At 37.4% G+C, this 16,977-nt stretch carries 14 protein-coding genes; 2 read left to right on the top strand and 12 right to left on the bottom strand.

Annotated features, from left to right (window positions below; genetic code table 11):
• Window positions 1–16: 16 nt before the first annotated feature.
• The 7 genes from NNJ85_RS00790 to thiC all read right to left on the bottom strand — a co-directional run bounded on the left by NNJ85_RS00790 (window position 17) and on the right by thiC (window position 6,342).
• Entirely contained in the window at window positions 17–856 is an 840-nt protein-coding gene (locus NNJ85_RS00790; protein ID WP_254472782.1) for a uracil-DNA glycosylase family protein, read from the bottom strand.
• A 386-nt stretch (window positions 857–1,242) separates the two neighbouring features.
• A complete protein-coding gene (locus NNJ85_RS00785) occupies window positions 1,243–2,001 on the bottom strand; it encodes a hydroxymethylpyrimidine/phosphomethylpyrimidine kinase (protein ID WP_254473873.1) in 759 nt (252 codons plus the stop codon).
• Window positions 1,992–2,597: a thiamine phosphate synthase gene (locus NNJ85_RS00780; protein ID WP_254472780.1), complete on the bottom strand. Its 606-nt coding sequence runs from the start codon at window positions 2,595–2,597 to the stop codon at window positions 1,992–1,994. Before NNJ85_RS00780 ends, NNJ85_RS00785 begins: the two co-directional genes overlap by 10 nt.
• Window positions 2,594–3,367: a thiazole synthase gene (locus tag NNJ85_RS00775; RefSeq protein ID WP_254472778.1), complete on the bottom strand. Its 774-nt coding sequence runs from the start codon at window positions 3,365–3,367 to the stop codon at window positions 2,594–2,596. The genes NNJ85_RS00780 and NNJ85_RS00775 overlap by 4 nt, the downstream gene beginning before the upstream one ends.
• A 5-nt stretch (window positions 3,368–3,372) precedes the next feature.
• On the bottom strand, window positions 3,373–3,570 hold the full coding sequence (gene thiS / locus NNJ85_RS00770) for a sulfur carrier protein ThiS (protein ID WP_254472777.1): 198 nt from the start codon (window positions 3,568–3,570) through the stop codon (window positions 3,373–3,375).
• Window positions 3,571–3,573: 3 nt separating this feature from the next.
• On the bottom strand, window positions 3,574–4,524 hold the full coding sequence (thiO, locus tag NNJ85_RS00765; protein ID WP_254472775.1) for a glycine oxidase ThiO: 951 nt from the start codon (window positions 4,522–4,524) through the stop codon (window positions 3,574–3,576).
• Window positions 4,525–6,342 (bottom strand): phosphomethylpyrimidine synthase ThiC, encoded by a 1,818-nt coding sequence (thiC, locus tag NNJ85_RS00760; RefSeq protein WP_305883483.1) that lies wholly within the window; start codon window positions 6,340–6,342, stop codon window positions 4,525–4,527.
• A 1,389-nt stretch (window positions 6,343–7,731) separates the two neighbouring features.
• On the opposite strand from thiC, the gene NNJ85_RS00755 reads away from it, so the two are divergent.
• Window positions 7,732–8,706 carry a tail fiber protein gene (locus NNJ85_RS00755; protein WP_254472773.1) on the top strand — a complete coding sequence of 325 codons (975 nt, stop codon included), beginning with the start codon at window positions 7,732–7,734 and terminating at the stop codon, window positions 8,704–8,706.
• Between the two features lie 384 nt (window positions 8,707–9,090).
• On the opposite strand, the gene NNJ85_RS00750 is transcribed toward NNJ85_RS00755, so the two are convergent.
• The 5 genes from NNJ85_RS00750 to NNJ85_RS00730 form a co-directional block, all read right to left on the bottom strand.
• Window positions 9,091–9,924, bottom strand: coding sequence for a heme ABC transporter ATP-binding protein (locus tag NNJ85_RS00750; RefSeq protein ID WP_254472771.1), 834 nt, complete (start codon window positions 9,922–9,924; stop codon window positions 9,091–9,093).
• Entirely contained in the window at window positions 9,921–11,000 is a 1,080-nt protein-coding gene (locus NNJ85_RS00745; RefSeq protein WP_254472769.1) for an iron ABC transporter permease, read from the bottom strand. Before NNJ85_RS00745 ends, NNJ85_RS00750 begins: the two co-directional genes overlap by 4 nt.
• Window positions 11,001–11,020: 20 nt before the next feature.
• Complete coding sequence (locus NNJ85_RS00740; RefSeq protein WP_254472767.1) at window positions 11,021–11,926, bottom strand: hemin ABC transporter substrate-binding protein; 906 nt, start codon at window positions 11,924–11,926, stop codon at window positions 11,021–11,023.
• A gap of 11 nt (window positions 11,927–11,937) precedes the next feature.
• Window positions 11,938–12,981 carry a hemin-degrading factor gene (locus NNJ85_RS00735; protein ID WP_254472765.1) on the bottom strand — a complete coding sequence of 348 codons (1,044 nt, stop codon included), beginning with the start codon at window positions 12,979–12,981 and terminating at the stop codon, window positions 11,938–11,940.
• 265 nt (window positions 12,982–13,246) lie between these two features.
• Window positions 13,247–15,424 carry a TonB-dependent hemoglobin/transferrin/lactoferrin family receptor gene (locus tag NNJ85_RS00730; protein ID WP_254472763.1) on the bottom strand — a complete coding sequence of 726 codons (2,178 nt, stop codon included), beginning with the start codon at window positions 15,422–15,424 and terminating at the stop codon, window positions 13,247–13,249.
• Between the two features lie 274 nt (window positions 15,425–15,698).
• On the opposite strand from NNJ85_RS00730, the gene NNJ85_RS00725 reads away from it, so the two are divergent.
• Window positions 15,699–16,478: an energy transducer TonB gene (locus NNJ85_RS00725; protein ID WP_254472761.1), complete on the top strand. Its 780-nt coding sequence runs from the start codon at window positions 15,699–15,701 to the stop codon at window positions 16,476–16,478.
• Window positions 16,479–16,977: the final 499 nt, after the last annotated feature.

Genomic DNA, 16,977 nt, shown 5'->3' with positions numbered 1-16,977 from the left:
AAAGAAGATTAAAGAATTACAAAAGGCTATCGAGACGATTTTTTACTTCTAAGAAGTCTATCCATGTAAGCTTCTTTTGACTAGGGGTTCTAAGAAGGTAAGCAGGGTGGAAAGTTGGCATAACAGGTATTTTTATATTATCCTCACTTTCATAAACATGCCATTTTCCTCGTGTTCGGATGATCCCATTTTGAGATCCGGTAAGGAACTGTGCCGCAACGCCTCCCAGTGCTATAAGCACACGAGGACGTGCTAAATAAATGTGTCGTTCAATAAAAGGGCGGCACAAGGCAATTTCTCTTGGTGTTGGTGTACGATTTCCTGGAGGACGCCAAGGAATAGTATTAGCAATGTACACATTTTTTCTTGTTAAGCCAATTGATGCGAGGATTTTATTCAGTAACATTCCTGCTTTTCCCACAAAAGGAATGCCTTGTATATCCTCTTCTCGTCCTGGGGCTTCGCCTATAAGCATCAGGGGGCTTCCTGCTGTTCCATCTGAAAAACAGGTGTTTTTTGCTGTCAATTTTAATGAACAGCCATTAAATGCAAGAAGAGCAGATTTTAATTCATCAAGTGTTTTTGCATTCTTGGCACTCTCTATAGCAGCAGGTTCGTTTTGTATAGCCCTCGAGTTATGGAGTGGATGATGATCTAATTTTATAGTTGGAGATGTTTCGGGGGATGTTTGTTGATTATGAGAAATGTTCACAACAGGTGCTAATTTTCTCTCGGAAGAAGGAAGCTGCTTAAAGCGATCAATAGGCAAGTCTGTCAGGACAGCATCCACACCACTTTCTTTATAAAAGTTCAAAAGTTCTTCATAGGAAATTGAGTACGGCGTTTGATTTAACATTTTATTTTTTCTAATGATCTAGCAATTATAGATCAAACAAAATTATCCTTCAAGTTTTATAAATGTGTTTGTTCGTACCTAAAAACGCTGATAGCATTTTCTCTTTTCATAAAAAAGGCACATCATAAAATGTGGAAGTTTGCGATTATATACATTGTTAAATGTACAATTTACTTAGATACGCTATTTTAGCTTTTTAAACAAACTAATTTAGTCATAGTAAAAGAATTTTAACTTTTATGCAAGTGATTAAATAATAAAATACTTATCATTATATTTTATATTTAAAAATTAATGAAAATTATATTTTATAGTAAATTTAAGTATAAAATATTATTTATATAAATAAAATACATAAATATTACTTTTATATAAGCTTATATTATTTAAAAACTGTTTTTACAATGGGTTAAAAGAACTGTATGGGTATATGCTTTTGCTTTTTTTACAGCTGAAATAAGCGATTCATTGAGTGCTAAATGGGCTGCAATAGCACTTGAGAGAATGCATCCTGTTCCACGCATTGTCCCTTTTAAACGTGGAGCAGAAATATTGATAACTTCCATTTTGTCAATGAAGCTATCGATTGCAAGAGGTCCCTCTGCATGCCCTCCTTTTACTAAAATAGAACGAGCGCCCAATGACAAAAGTTTTTTTGCTTGTTGTATTGTCTCTTCATGATGAAATGCCAGTGGGGTTTGGCTAAGAAGAGCAAGCTCGTCTCTATTTGGTGTTAAAAGAGTAACATATGGGAGAAGCTGGTTGATCATAATTTCTATGATTTTTTCCGTTGTTAGTTTTCCTCCTGATGAGGCAATCAGTACAGGATCAAGAATGACGGGAATATGGGAATAATCTTCGAGTACACGACAAATTGCTGCTATAATGGCTTGATTTCCTGTCATACCAATTTTTATTGCGCTGATTGAATGAGCCTCTAGGGCAATGCGCATTTGCGCAGCAACAAGTTTTTCATTCATGGGCACGATTTCAGCAACGTGATGATCATCTTGTACATTGACACAAGTAATGGCTAAATTGGCTTTGATATGAAAATATGCAGCTGTTTCTATATCACGAACAATACCAGCACCTCCTGTTGGATCAGTGCCTGCAACAATGAGAACAGAAGGTGTTAACGCCATGGCTGGGTCACCTTGAGCCATTGTTCTACCCGCTCTTCAGGTTTTTTATGGAGGATAATGTCTGTGACAACAGCAGCACTATTGGCTCCTGCTTTCAAAACATCTATTGCGCGTTCTGGGTTTAAACCACCAATGCCAACGAAAGGTAAAGCACCAATCCGTTTTCTCCATTGTTTGATTCTTTCTAATCCTTGAGGTTGCCATTTCATTTTTTTTAAGATTGTCGGATAAATAGGGCCAAGAGCAATATAGTCAGGATAAACAGAGAGGGCGATATCCAATTCATGTTCATCATGGGTGCTAAGACCAAATCTTATACCATTTTTGCGAATTGCAGGAAGATCAGCATTGCTTAGATCTTCTTGCCCAAGGTGAATAAAATTGCATTTTTCATCAATGGCTATACGCCAATGATCATTAATTATGAATTGTGCTCCCCATTTATCACAGATGTTTTTTGCGCGTTTGATATGTTGACGGATTGTTTGAAGATCTTCGTCTTTCATACGCAGTTGTATGAGTTTGATACCAAGAGGAACCAAGCGTTCAATCCAATCAGCATTATCAACGATGAGATAAAATGGATCCAATTTCATGAAAATACTGCTTTTCCAATAACGGGTGTTGAAGGAACGGCGACATTGCGTGCTTCAAGAATGCCTGCTTGATATCCCATACGCCCTGCCTGGATAGCTTTAGAAAATGCTTCAGCCATCAAGACAGGATCACCTGCTTTAGCAACTGCGGTATTAAGAAGCACTGCGTCATAACCCATTTCCATAGCAACAGCAGCATGAGATGGACGCCCAATGCCGGCATCAATCACAAGAGTAACATCAGGAAGATAAGCGCGAATAGAACGCAGTCCATCAGTATTATGAGGACCTTTGGCAGAGCCAATAGGCGCACACCAAGGCATAATAACTTGGCAACCAACATCTAAAAGTTTTTCAGCAACAATGAGATCATCGGTTGTATAGGCAAAAATATGGAAACCTTCACTATTTAAAATTTGCGCTGCTTCGATGAGAGCAAAAACATTGGGCTGTAAGGTATCGGCATTCCCGATAATTTCGAGTTTAATCCAAGAGGTTTTGAAGAGATCTCGTGCTAAATGGGCTGTTGTTACAGCTTCTTTAACAGTGTAACAACCTGCGGTATTGGGAAGTATCGTTATATCAAGCTCTTGAAGGAATTGCCAAAATTGTCCCCCTTGTTTGCCACCAGCGCTTTCGCGGCGTAATGAAACGGTTACAATTTCTGTATTCGATTTATGAACAGCATCACGAAGAACAGCAGGTGAGGGATATTGCGCTGTACCTAACATAAGACGAGATGAGAATTCACGTCCATAAAGATTCAACATAAATATTAGCCTCCTTGCATTGGGCTTAAAATTTCTACTTTATCTCCTTCATGTAAAATAAATTGGTTGCGTGCCTCTACAGGAATAACTTTTGCATTAACAGCAATAGCGAGCCAATTTCCTTCATACCCCAATTCTTCAAGCAAGAGATTGAGAAAAGTGGTTTCTGTTTGAACTTTTTCACCATTAACAAAGATTTGCATGTTTTATTCCAATGCCAATTTTACCGCTTGTTTTGCCATTTCTGGAGATAAAAGAAAACCATGTCTATAAAATCCATTTATAGAAATATGATTACCATATTTGCGTACAGAAGGGAAGTTATCAGGATAGGCTGGGCGGACTCCAACGCCAGATTCAACAATTTCTGCTTCAGCAAAAGCAGGATGCAAGGTATAGGCTGCGTTGAGCAATTCCATCATTGATCTCACAGAGATGGCACCATCAAAGTCACTTTCAATCATCGTTGCGCCAATCATAAAAATATTATCTTGTCGCGGAACAATGTAAAGTGGGATGCGTGGATGAAGAAGACGAATGGGGCGGGAAAGTTTAATATCTCTACAGCGTACGAGCAGCATTTCACCACGCACCCCCCGTATATTTTTATCTTTTCCTAAACGTGCTATTCCTGTTGCATCAATGATCATATCAAAATTTATTTCAGATGTTTTGACATCAACAAAACATGCACCGTTTTTTATCAAGATTTTTTTTAAAGCAATGAGCGCTTTACGAGGATCAAGATGGGCTTCATTTTCATAAAAAAGCGCATGGTTAAAACGTTCTGCAAGATCAGGTTCAAGACGTGCTATTTCTTCACCGTTTATAATTCTATGATGATGTGTCCGCGCTGAAAATCGTTCAAGTTCTACCCTATCTCGTGCTGGTGCGACAACGAAAGTTCCTTTTCTTATGACAAGATCTGGAAATATTTTGTGCCACCATTGTATGGCTTGTACACCAAGATCTTCAACGATCTGTTCAGTATTTTCTCTTTCACAGTAAGGCGCAAGCATTCCTCCGGCATACCAACTTGCTGTTCCTATAGGAGAAAAAGGAGGGGCCGATACAGTAACATGAGCACCTTTTTGTTGTAACATAAAAGCAACGGTTAAACCACCGACCCCCGCACCTTTTATAAGAATATTCTTCAACTATTGACTCTCTTTTTTTTGAGCAGCTTCAACATACAGGTCACCGCTTTCTTGATATTTTTCAGCCATAGCGACCATACCTTCACCTTTTGCTTTTTTGAGTGATGCAGCATCACGAATATCATGAGAAATACGCATAGAACAGAATTTTGGTCCACACATAGAACAAAAATGCACCAATTTATGCGCATCTTTAGGCATTGTTTCATCATGAAAGGCACAAGCCGTTTCTGGATCAAGAGAAAGGTTGAATTGATCATGCCATCTAAAGTCAAATCGTGCACGGGAGAGAGCATTATCGCGTAATTGTGCTCTGGGCAAACCTTTTGCAAGATCAGCAGCATGAGCGGCAATTTTATAAGTGATGACTCCCGTTTTGACATCATTTTTATCGGGAAGCCCTAGATGTTCTTTAGGTGTTACATAGCACAACATAGCGGTTCCAAACCATCCAATCATAGCCGCACCAATTGCGGATGTAATATGGTCATAACCAGGAGCAATATCAGTTGTAAGGGGGCCCAAAGTATAAAAAGGGGCTTCATGACAGAGATCGAGTTGCTGTTCCATATTTTCTTTAATTTTGTGCATTGGGACATGTCCTGGTCCTTCAATCATAATCTGTACATTTTTTTCCCACGCAACTTTTGTCAATTTTCCTAAAGTCTTAAGTTCAGCAAATTGGGCTTCATCATTAGCATCAGCAATAGAGCCAGGGCGTAATCCATCTCCTAAGGAAAGAGAGATATCATAGGTGCTTGCAATATCACAAATTTCATCAAAATGTTCATAGAGAAAGCTTTCTTTATGATGATGAAGACACCACTTTGCCATAATAGAACCACCCCGAGATACAATCCCTGTTATACGATCAATGGTCATCGGAATAAATGGTAACCTTAAGCCAGCATGAATAGTAAAATAATCAACACCTTGTTCTGCTTGTTCTATAAGAGTATCGCGAAAAATGTCCCATGTTAAATTTTCAGCAATACCTTGTACTTTTTCGAGCGCTTGATAAAGAGGAACAGTCCCGATGGGTACAGGAGAATTTCGAATAATCCACTCACGGATATTGTGAATATTTCGCCCCGTCGAGAGATCCATCACTGTATCTGCGCCCCAACGAATAGCCCAAACCATTTTATCAACTTCTTCTGCCATTGAAGATGTTACGGCTGAATTGCCAATATTGGCATTAATTTTAACACGAAAATTGCGCCCAATAATCATTGGTTCGCATTCAGGATGATTGATATTCTGGGGAATAATGGCACGCCCACAGGCAATTTCATTCCGAACGAATTCCGCAGTGTAAATTTCTGGTATTTCTCCACCCAATGGATTTGATTGCGCTTGTTGTTGATCTTTTATTGAGAGCCCTTCATTTTCTCGTATAGCGACATATTCCATTTCTTCTGTAATAATACCTGCACGTGCATATGCCATTTGTGTAATTTCTTTGCCATTTTTTGCGCGCAAAATAGATTGTTTTTTCTCAAAGGCGGGTATAGGAGAGCTCGTTAATCCATTATCTTCAGGTTTAATTGGGCGTGCAGGATAAGGTTCAGTATCATCACGCTTAGAGAGCCAAGATGAGCCAATTGCGGGTAAACCTTTTGTAAGATCAATGATTGCATCTTTGTCGGTATAGGGACCAGAAGTATCGTAAACACTTAAAGGTTTTTCACCACTCCCATCGGTTAATGAAATTTCACGCAAGGGGACACGCACATCAGAAAAAAGAGGACTCTGTTGATAAATTTTGCGTGAGGCTAGAAAGGGGCTGCAATTGATTGATGGAATATTTTGGGGCACAAATTTTTTCCTTCTAAACACAGAGTTCAAAAACTAAGGTGGTATGGGGATATATTCAAATGATCAATTACGTACTCTTGAATGAAGAAATGCTTCTAACATTTTATAGTAAGTGATCTTCAATAAAGCTTAAGAAAATTTATTTTGAAAAGATTAATGCAATATCTAAATAATATCTGCACTCCCCCATATAAACACTTTTGTTAACACTGGTATGATTGGCGTAAATACGGACATTGTCAATCACAAAGATATATTTTAAACGATTTTGGTGTATTTTTTAAGAATAAAAAGAGGCATTATGAAGTGATAAACTTATATATTAAGAAATTGTCTTTGATAACTGAGGGGGGGAGGGGTAGAAAATGTAAATCAATCGGGCATTTGTTGTTTGGATTGATGAGGCAGATGAGTTAGCAAAATAGTTTACGAGAGTGCTTACTTTTATATCGTAATCAATTAAGGAGAACACCAATAATTGCGAGATCATGTTCAAAAGGATTTATTGTTCTTGCAAAAAAAATATACCTATAATAAAATATATATAGGGAGAGAGCTGTTCTAAGTGAGGGAGGAGAGCAGGCGGTTACAGGGCGTTGGTTTAAAAAAAATCGACGAGATGTATTCATAAAAGCTTGGGGGTGAGGGTATATTTCTTAATATCCGGATCGGATACAACCTTCGGACTTGAGGAAAGTCTATGATCTTTCTTTAGTATTTCAGTTTACTGAAGGGGGAAATTGTCATTTAAATATATTCTCTATGATGCATTGAGGTTGAACAGAAGTCCGTTCAAAAAACATTAGTATTGATCTCGTAATACAAATTCAGAAATAAATTGAATGAAATAGAATAAAGCACCCTCATGTCAATAAAAACATAATGAGGTATGCAAAGAATTTGAAGCTAACTTTTAAATTTTTTAAATACAAATCATAATCAAAAGAGAGATTTAACATATTGAACAAATAAAATGTTTCATTAAAAATTTAAATCAGCGACTTTCTATGCAAATGACAAGTTATTGCATTTAATAATGGTTATATGAAATCCATAGTAAGGGAAAATTTGAACGGTATTTGTAAAACTTTGCAACAAGATACAAGATTTAAAAATACAACTGTATAACGATAGCAAAGAAACAAAACAAGATATCAAATAACATCAGATGAGGTGCCTACATTACATATGAGAAGTGGAAGCATTAAGATTGATGTTATGAAAAAAGTCTGATGAAATTAGCTTATTAAATTGAAAGGAGTGAGGAGAGAAGGAATGCGTAAAATACGGATAGTGCTGTGGTTATGATATCCCAGTGCGGCGGGAAAATTTTAGAGTACAGAACGAGAAGTTGTTAGAAAAACGATGAAAAATAATGGGGGATTTATAATGTCGAATATTTACGATTGGTCGCTAAAGGCTGATGAAAATGCTCATTCAGATAATATTATTAATTGGGCAGAAGGCCAGCCGCCTAGTTCTGTCAATGATAGTGCAAGGGCGATGATGCAACGCGTGCGTGAATATCTTGCAGATAATGGTGGATCTATCGACGCAGGCTTTATGATCAATGCGGAAGATAAAACAACATTAATTACCTTAAAGACAGTTTCACCGATAAAGAAATACAACAATGATATCATCATACGTTTTAAGGCCCATGGCGTGAATGTTGGCAAGACGACAATAAAAGTTAATAGCGTGGAAGAAAAGCCTATTTATAAAGCGACGAATACAGGTGTTATACCGTTAGAAGGGGGAGAGCTACAAACAGATGGTATTTATGAAATGGTATATAATGACAATATTTCAACGGAAGGTCGAGATGGTTGGTATTTATTAAATCCTACATCTCCAAAGATGCAAATTTTTCCGGCTGGATTTATTGCGACATTTGCGATGCAAGAAATACCAACCGGTTGGCTTTTATGTGATGGTAAGACCTATAAGCGTAAAGATTATCCGCAGTTATTCAAGGCAATAGGTGATCAATGGGGAAAAGACAGTGATACAACTTTTAAAGTTCCCGATTTTAGAGGCATGTTTTTACGGGGCTTTGATGATGGTCGGGGGTTAGATGATGATAGAAAATTTGCCGATGAACAACAAGATAGCATAAAATCGCATACGCATATCGGGACCATTGAAGAATCAGGCGAACATACGCACAATTTTAAGTATAGAGATGTTAGATGGTTAAATGGTATTAATGGGAGAATACCAAAATGTTATACCTATGATGCTTCCTTTCAAGGAACAACAGATTCTGCTGGTGCACACACACACAAAGTAACTCTTTCCCATACGGGTGAAGCAGAAACGCGACCTGTTAATACAACAGTCGTCTATGCTATAAAATCATGAGTATGATTGGGAAATACAGAATCTATATACATTTGATAATTTTGTTAACGCGGAGTAATTCCGCGTTATTTTTTATATATTTAAAGAGGAAACCTCTATACGGTTTATATGATACTTAAGAGAGTCAAAAAACAATTTTTTTAAATAGAGGAAGAAAAGTGAAAAATATGATCATATTTGATCTTCTTATTGGCTATAGAGGAAGGTAAATGATCATTATAAAACAGTATTTATCTATTGATAAAAACAGCTAAAACACATGCGTTATGAAAAAAATAATGCCACTAAAACCACAAATAAATCTTCTATAGATTTAGAGAAAAGAGTTCATTTAAAAATAAAACAGACTCTTGGATCTTTTCGTATTTTATTTTTTTATGGATTTTAATTTTTAGATTGAAGCCGATAGCTTTGAGATCTAACTTCACAGGAGGATGCCGTTTGAGGGAGTATAAATGGGATATCTTCTTTAGGTAATTCAGAAACGTTTAAGGAACAATGATAAACATTGCGGAGATTTTGTGTTGTCAAAACGGTAGAGGCATTTCCTTCGCAATAAATCTCGCCCTCTTTGAGCAAGATCATGTTATCTGCATAATGTGCTGCGAGATTGAGATCATGAAGAACAGCAAGAACGCCACCGCCAGAATGGGCAAATTGTTTTGCAATGTCCATAACGATAACTTGATGTTGAATATCGAGGCTAGCGATAGGTTCATCTAATATCATCCAACGAGGAATCCCATTATAAATGGGTTTCCAGATTTGACAAAGAACACGTGCAAGTTGTACGCGCGCTTGTTCTCCACCTGATAATTGATGATAATACAGGTTACCGTAATCAGAAAGGTCAACGCGTTCTAAAGCTTCCTGGATAAGATTTTGCAATTCGGTTTTGGCAATGGTAATTTGGTTTACAGAAAGGCCAAGCCCTACAACTTCATGGACTAAGAATGGAAATACGAGTGTTGTTAATTGTGGTAAAACGGCTCGCATTTTTGCCATTTCATAAGTTTTTGTTTGGCATACATCATAACCATTTAAGGTTATTTTCCCACTGTAAGGAATTTCCCCACTTAATGCTTTGACGAAAGTACTTTTTCCTGATCCGTTGGGACCGATAATGATGGTAAAAGCGCCACTTTTAGCTTGAAGATTAATGTGGTTAAGAATCTGTTTCTTCCCGCGCTGAACGCAAATATTTATCGCTTCAATCATGAAAAGTCTGTTCCTCGTTTGCATATAAGGATCCACAGGAAGAAGGGAGCCCCAAAAAGTGCTGTTACAATTCCAATTGGCAATTCTGCGGGAGCAACAATTAAGCGTGCAAACGTATCAGCAAAAATAAGTAATGCTGCTCCTAAGAGAGCAGAATAAGGAATGAGATAGCGGTGATTAGGACCAATAAGCTGACGTAAAATATGAGGAACAATAATCCCAATAAAACCAATACCACCACTGACAGCAACAGCACTTCCACACATAAGAGCAACAAGGGGAATGGCAATATTTTTAACGCGTTGAACTGGGAAGCCAATATGACCAGCAACGGCTTCTCCAAGTGCAAGAGCATTCAGGGCTCGTGATAAAAAGGGGGAGAAAAGAAGACCAATAAAGATGAAAGGGAGAACAAGCCATACTTTCAGCCATGTCGCACCCGCAAGAGAGCCAAGACTCCAAAAAGTAATATCGCGTAATTGCTGGTCATTTGCAATAAAAATCAACGTTCCGACAACGGCACTGCTTAAGGCTCCAAGGGCAATACCGGCAAGCAACATGGTTGCAATAGAGGTAAAGCTATGATGCGTTGCTATTATGTAGAGAACAATCGTTGATAAAAGCCCACCCAAAAAAGCGCCTATGATAACCCTGTACGGCTCTAGAAAAGGCGCAAATGAAGCAGGAAAGGCAAAACCTACAACAATGGCTAAAACAGCACCAAGACCGGCTCCTGCTGATACACCTACAATTCCAGGATCAGCAAGAGGATTACGGAAAAGTCCTTGCATCAGAACACCAGAGACAGCCAAAGCTGCTCCAATTAATAGCCCTAAGATAACGCGAGGAAGCCTTATATCAATAAATATGAGATAATCGCGTGTTTTACGACTGACAGAAAATTCTTGCGTAAAAAGGCTATAAAGGAAATCAAAGAGTGAAGTATTTGAAGCGCCATTTAAAAGTCCGCTTAAAATGCTAAAGATGAGGAATATTATGAGAGCGAATAAGAGTATTTTTCTCAAATCTTCACGCTTTATTCTTTTATGTTTTTCTGTTTCAGGTGCATAAACCATGGACAGCGTCTCTACCAATTCTATCCGTCTTTATCGTTTTGGTTTGCACCATAAAGCATATGAATAAGTTCTCTTGATGCATTTGCAGTGCGTGGACCAAATCCTAAAAGGTACATAGCATCCATTTGTTTAATAGCGTGATTTTTGGCAGCAGTTGTTGCCTGAATTGCTGGTATAGCTAAAAGCTTTTCAAGATTAATAGATTTTCCACTATGCGTTATAAGCAAAATAGCATCAGGATCTGCTTTTAGTAACGCTTCGTTATTGAGAAGTTTATACCCTTTATAATCGGTAATGGCATTGATAGCCCCTGAAAGTTTTATGATACCATCAGCCGCTGTATCTGTTCCAGATGCCATAACGCGTCCATTTTGTACAGATAAAATGAAAAGAACCCGCTTTGGTTTCGTTACTTTTGCCAAAAGAGCATCATTATCTACAAAATCACGGCTTACTTTTTGAATTAATGCAGCAGCTTGTGCTTCACGATGGATGGCTTTTCCAACGAGGCGAATTTTTTCTATGACACTTTCTCGAGAATAGTTTTCTGGTATGATCACGATAGGGATTGATGTTTTTTTGAGAATTTCAATTGTTGAAGGAGGTCCACTTCCTTCAACGAGCAAGATACCTTCTGGAGCAAGAGATAGAACACCTTCAGGTGAAAGAGCACGCATGTAGCCAAGCACAGGAAGTTTGAGGGCTTCTTTAGGATAAACGCTTGTACTATCACGGGCAACAAGTTGATCTTGTGCGCCTAATGCATAAACAATTTCCGTCAGAGAACCGCCAATGGAAACAATCCGTGCATTCTCAGAAAAATGTGTGGTAGGTTCAGCAATGACACGTTGAGAAAAAAAGCTAAGAGAAAGCAATAAAAAAAGAAGAAAAAAACTGAAGTGTCTACGCAAAAGAAGTATAAGCATATTTTATCTTTCTAAGCGACGACTAATTCTTGATAGAGAGGAAGAGACTTCAATAAAGCACGCCAATCCTCACGCTCTTTTTGACCTTCTTTACGCAAGCCAAAAAATTGAACAATCATACCATCATTTTTATCAAAAACTTCAAGTGAACTGACATAACCATCGCGGGTAGGTTTGCGAACATGCCACACACTAGCAATCCCAGACATGAGTAAGTGAAGGTCAAACCCCGGATCAAGAACATTAAGCCAAGGTCCCATTTGCTTAATATTTTTTACAGTTCCACTAAAAATTTGAATACACCCCTTATTCCCAACAAAACACATGATAGGCAGTTCTTGTTCTGCGACTTGGTTAAGCATTATTTCAACAGCATTTACCTGTAGTTCATCGGCAAATTCATTTCCAGCATATTTTACAGCATGATGCCGATTAATTTTAAATTCGGAAATAATTTTATGAAGTTGGTGTACATCTGTCATTTTACGCCAACGATCCCGAAAATTCTCAATATCCAATTCTGTTATGTCACACTGAATTGGAAGAGAAACGGGAAGAATGTCAAGAACAGAGGATTGATCTTCAAGAAGGAGCTTTTCAACAAGTTTATTCCACTCTTCCATATTAGTTATATCTTTAGAATAGACCTTTAAAATAGCAACGCCATGCTCATCAAAGAATTGCAGACTTTTTTCAGGCTTTCCAAGGATAATGACATCACATTCAAAACCGAACTTCCATTGTTTTGTAAAAATACGCAAATCAATTTCACCTAGTGTAATAGGAATATGTTGATTTTGAATAATTTTTTCAAAACATCCTGTTATTTCGTGAACAGCATATTCATTGCGTGTTAAGACCATGACTTTTCCAAGACGAGGTGCACTTTCCAAGAGAGTAGCAACATCAGCTTGCAGTCTTTTTGCTTTTCCAATGGTACAATAGGCTCCGATAAGTTCTGCTTCAGATATACCAATCGAAACCGCAAAATCGCGGTTTCGCATTTCTTTTTTTTCTTCACGCAAACGAAGAATCATTTCAGCTGTATATGCCATGGACTTTACCTTTATGTTACTTAATTCAAAAACTAACTTTCAAATTTTACAATTTCAAGGCGATAGATTAAATTCTTTTAAGAGTTAATCTATCACAAAATAATGCCCCACCGCCAACAGCTGAACAACCAAAAAAACGATAAAACAGAAAGAATTAAAACTTTTCTATCAAATCTTTGTAATTTTAAAGATGTTGAAAATAGAAACACAATAACTAATCCTTTTATCGATACAATTTTATTGATTTAATCGTTAATAAAAGTAACTAAAACTTTTGTACGAACGACACCTTAAAGTTACGACCAGGCTGGCTATAATAATCCTTCGGTGTTGAGCCTCCACTTGAAGGAAGCTCTGATACATTCCAATATTTTGTATTGAAAAGATTATAAACACCGGCTCTCAAGATAGGTCCTGTTTCACCGAATGGCTTCCACCACCCTGTCATATCAACGACATGGTATCCTGGAATTTTTTGGTAATCAGATTCTTTAGCTACTTTGTCACGTTTGGCCGCCAAAGTAAGAATAATATCACCTCCCCAAACCTCTTTTGCATATCCTAAACCGATAACTGCTTTCAAAGGAGGAATTGAGTTAAGATACTCCTTTTTATCAAGATCTTTTCCTTGTGAATAAGCAAGAGCAACACTGCTATGAAAACCATTTTTAAGGGCTAAATGCGCTTTTGTTTCAAAACCAAAAATTTGCACGCGGAAACGATTCATGTAATGCTGACGCGCAAATCTGAAGTCTTCTGATGGGCCCTTATCCTCAGTATCTATGAAATTCTTATATTGGTTAATAAAGGCATTAAAGGAACCACCAAAACTTCCATTTCCATAGCGTAACCCCACATCATAGCCATTGCTTGTTTCTGGTTTAAGGTCAGGATTTCCTTTCACGTAATAAGCACCAGGCTTGATATAAGAGACGTAGAGCTCTGAAATACGTGGTGCACGAAAAGCTTGTGCCCACTGAGCATAGAGCGTTACTTGATTACGTACATCCCACTCCATGCGCAATTTAGGAGAAAAGCGTGATCCACTTCTTTCTGGAGGGAATTTATCAGAAATCAGTGCTTTTTCATAAGGAGCTGTTTTCTGAGGAACATATTTGTACCAATCATATCTCCCCCCCGGCGTTACACGAAAACGACCATCACCTAACCCAATTTCATCTTCAAAAACAAAACCTAAATTGTAACCATTTGTGTCTGGTGAATCTGATCGATTAGAAGGAACAAAAAGACATCCTTGCGCGTGTTCTTTTATATGACAACTATCTTTACCAAACAAATAGTGATGAAATTTAGATGCTTCAACATTTGTTGCAAACTTTAACGTATGGCTCACAGTGCTAAAATCTACTTTTTTAAGTGCATCAGCATTGAAGCCATAATTGATATTACGCAAAAAATTATCTCTCAAATAATCCCCTTTGGGAGCTGAAACACGAACGCCACTCATAACGTAACGACTTGATTGTCTTTGCCAATAAAGCTTCCCACTAAACGCATCAAGAAGTGCGTCGCCATTACCATTATAATTATAAGAAAGAGAAAAGCGCTCACGAAGTTTATCATCCCGCTCATAAACGGAACCCGGAGCATATCTCTTAGATGAATTTAATGCATGGGTGTTACTATTATGACCAAAACGTTCTGCAGTCAAACCAATTCGATGGTTATCACTCAAATATTGATGAACTTTAAAAAGCAAGTTATTTTTGTCAAAATGAGAAGGGTTTTTACGCGTGCGTTCTCCATATCCTCCCACTGTTCCCATATTTTTGCGCTCATGACCTTCTATATAAGACCCTTGGAAAAGCAAAAATGTCCGGTAATTGCGCACAGCAAAAGCTTGATCGATGTGCCAGCTGTTATCAACAGAATTATAACCACCCTTTATAAGGCTTCCCCAATTTTTTCCTTCCACGATAAGATCTTCAGGATTAAGGGTACGCAATGCAATCATTCCTCCTAGAGCACCAGAACCATGAAGACTAGAATCTGATCCTTGAATAGTATCAAACGTAGAGAGAGCATTGAAATCAAAAGTTGTGTTTCCACCGCCACCACGGAATACATCATTAAACCATGGAAGAGAAATACCATCCATTGTCATAAGAATACGGTTTGCATCTAAACCACGAATAACAAAACTATTATTTTCAGAGTTATAGGAGACAGAAGGATTAAGACGACTCACGTCATACATATCAGTTATTTGTTTTTCATCAATATTCTTGTTGGTTTTACGATCAGTTAGAATGGTTATCGAATTTAAAGCATCTCCTATTTTTTGTCCTTTAATAAGGATTGGTTTGAGCTCTGTCACAACATTCCTATTGCTATTTTGTGCAAAAACAAATGAAGGTATAAAAACCGACAAAACACCTAAAATCACACAGCTTTCGTATATATTTTCTCGTCTTATTTGCATAACACATTATAACCTTTTTTTAATAATCTTTTTAAAAACATCCCCTCTCTAAGCTTGAAATTTTACATATAAAATAAAAATCCCCGCAAAAATGCTTGACTTAACTCTATCAAAAATTAGCTAACCAAGCGGGAATGATTTAACAATACAAAATCACAGAGAGACCATATTAAACATGATAGAATCAGTCAAGAAAAAAGTTGCAATTTCAAAATAGCTTGTTTTAATGAGATGAAATATCAATATTGCAATTAGAATAGTGGCAGAAGAAACAATGAACTTTGCAAATACGAGGCAGTTACCAACTCTTTGGGTTGGTGCATTTGTTGGCGCTCTTTCTTTGCATATTGCATTGGGAGCACAGTTTTATTTTCGAAAGATTGGAGTGAATAATGGTATGCTCTCGTCGACTGTTATGCTAACTCTTGCCCAAGAGAGTGTATATCTAGATGCTGATAGAGATTCGCCGAATCCAGAACATGATCCAGATTTATCAAGTCTGAGTACAAAATCAGAACTATCGCAACCAAATCTTCCTGAGCAAGAGCCAGAGATATTGGAAATGGTGGATGAAGTTCAACCAAAAGCGCCCCAACATACCTTAGAAAAAGATGATTTTACAGTAAAATCTTTAGAAGAATCTCTTCCTCAAAAAGTAGAAGATAAAATATTTGAAAAAAAAACAAGTCTAAAGACAGTTGTAAAACATCCACCTGTAAAGGCCATGCATTCATCATCCGCCAGACAGAGCGGCAGTACAGCAGGGCTTGAAGATATGATGTTAATGGAGTGGTTAGCAAAGGTACAATTGCAATTAGAAAAGCAAAAAGATTATGTTGTAGGCCAACGTACCAGCTGGGCAAAAGGAACGGTGAAGTTAGAATTTAGAGTACATGAGCGGGGGAGTATTTTTTCTAGCCGTGTTGTCGTTTCTGCTGGAGATCCAGAACTTGATCGATTGGCTATGGCGGCACTTCAACGTGTTGGTTCTTTTCCTCCCCCTCCACCATCAAAAGTGAATAAAATGATTAGAGTATCCTTGATCTTTAGCTGATTTTTTATAGGGAGCTCTGTTTGTATAATATATTGATTTATAATGATTGCTCATCATTTTATAATTTGAATGAAATATAGTTCTCTCTAATTTTTTTATGTTGAATCAATCAAAACCATTCGCTTAAAGACGTCACAAGGGCCAAGGGAGAACATGGATAAGAAACTTTAAGAGTGAACATACTTCTTATGAACGCTCTAAATGACAGGGTTATTGCAACATTGGGAATTAGGGGATGATAAGGCTTTATAGCTTTTATCGCATTAAAGGCACTCTATCTAATCGCTTTTGGTACTATTCGTGAGAGGATTTTCGTAAGCACTCTTCAGATTCACCATTGTGAAATGAACTTAGAAACATTAAAAAACGCCTTTTTAAAACAAAAAAGCTATAAGAAATGCATACTATTGGCCCTTTAGGATAGAGAAATATTGTAAGCAGAAAAAACATCCTCAAAATATGCTATTGTACAAGATTTTAATGTTGATGAATAAGCAAT

The sequence above is a fragment of the Bartonella sp. B1098 genome, from assembly GCF_944896145.1.
Lineage (GTDB): Bacteria > Pseudomonadota > Alphaproteobacteria > Rhizobiales > Rhizobiaceae > Bartonella.
The sequence above is the reverse complement of the archived record's forward strand: the minus strand, read 5'-3'. Positions and strand labels throughout refer to the sequence as shown.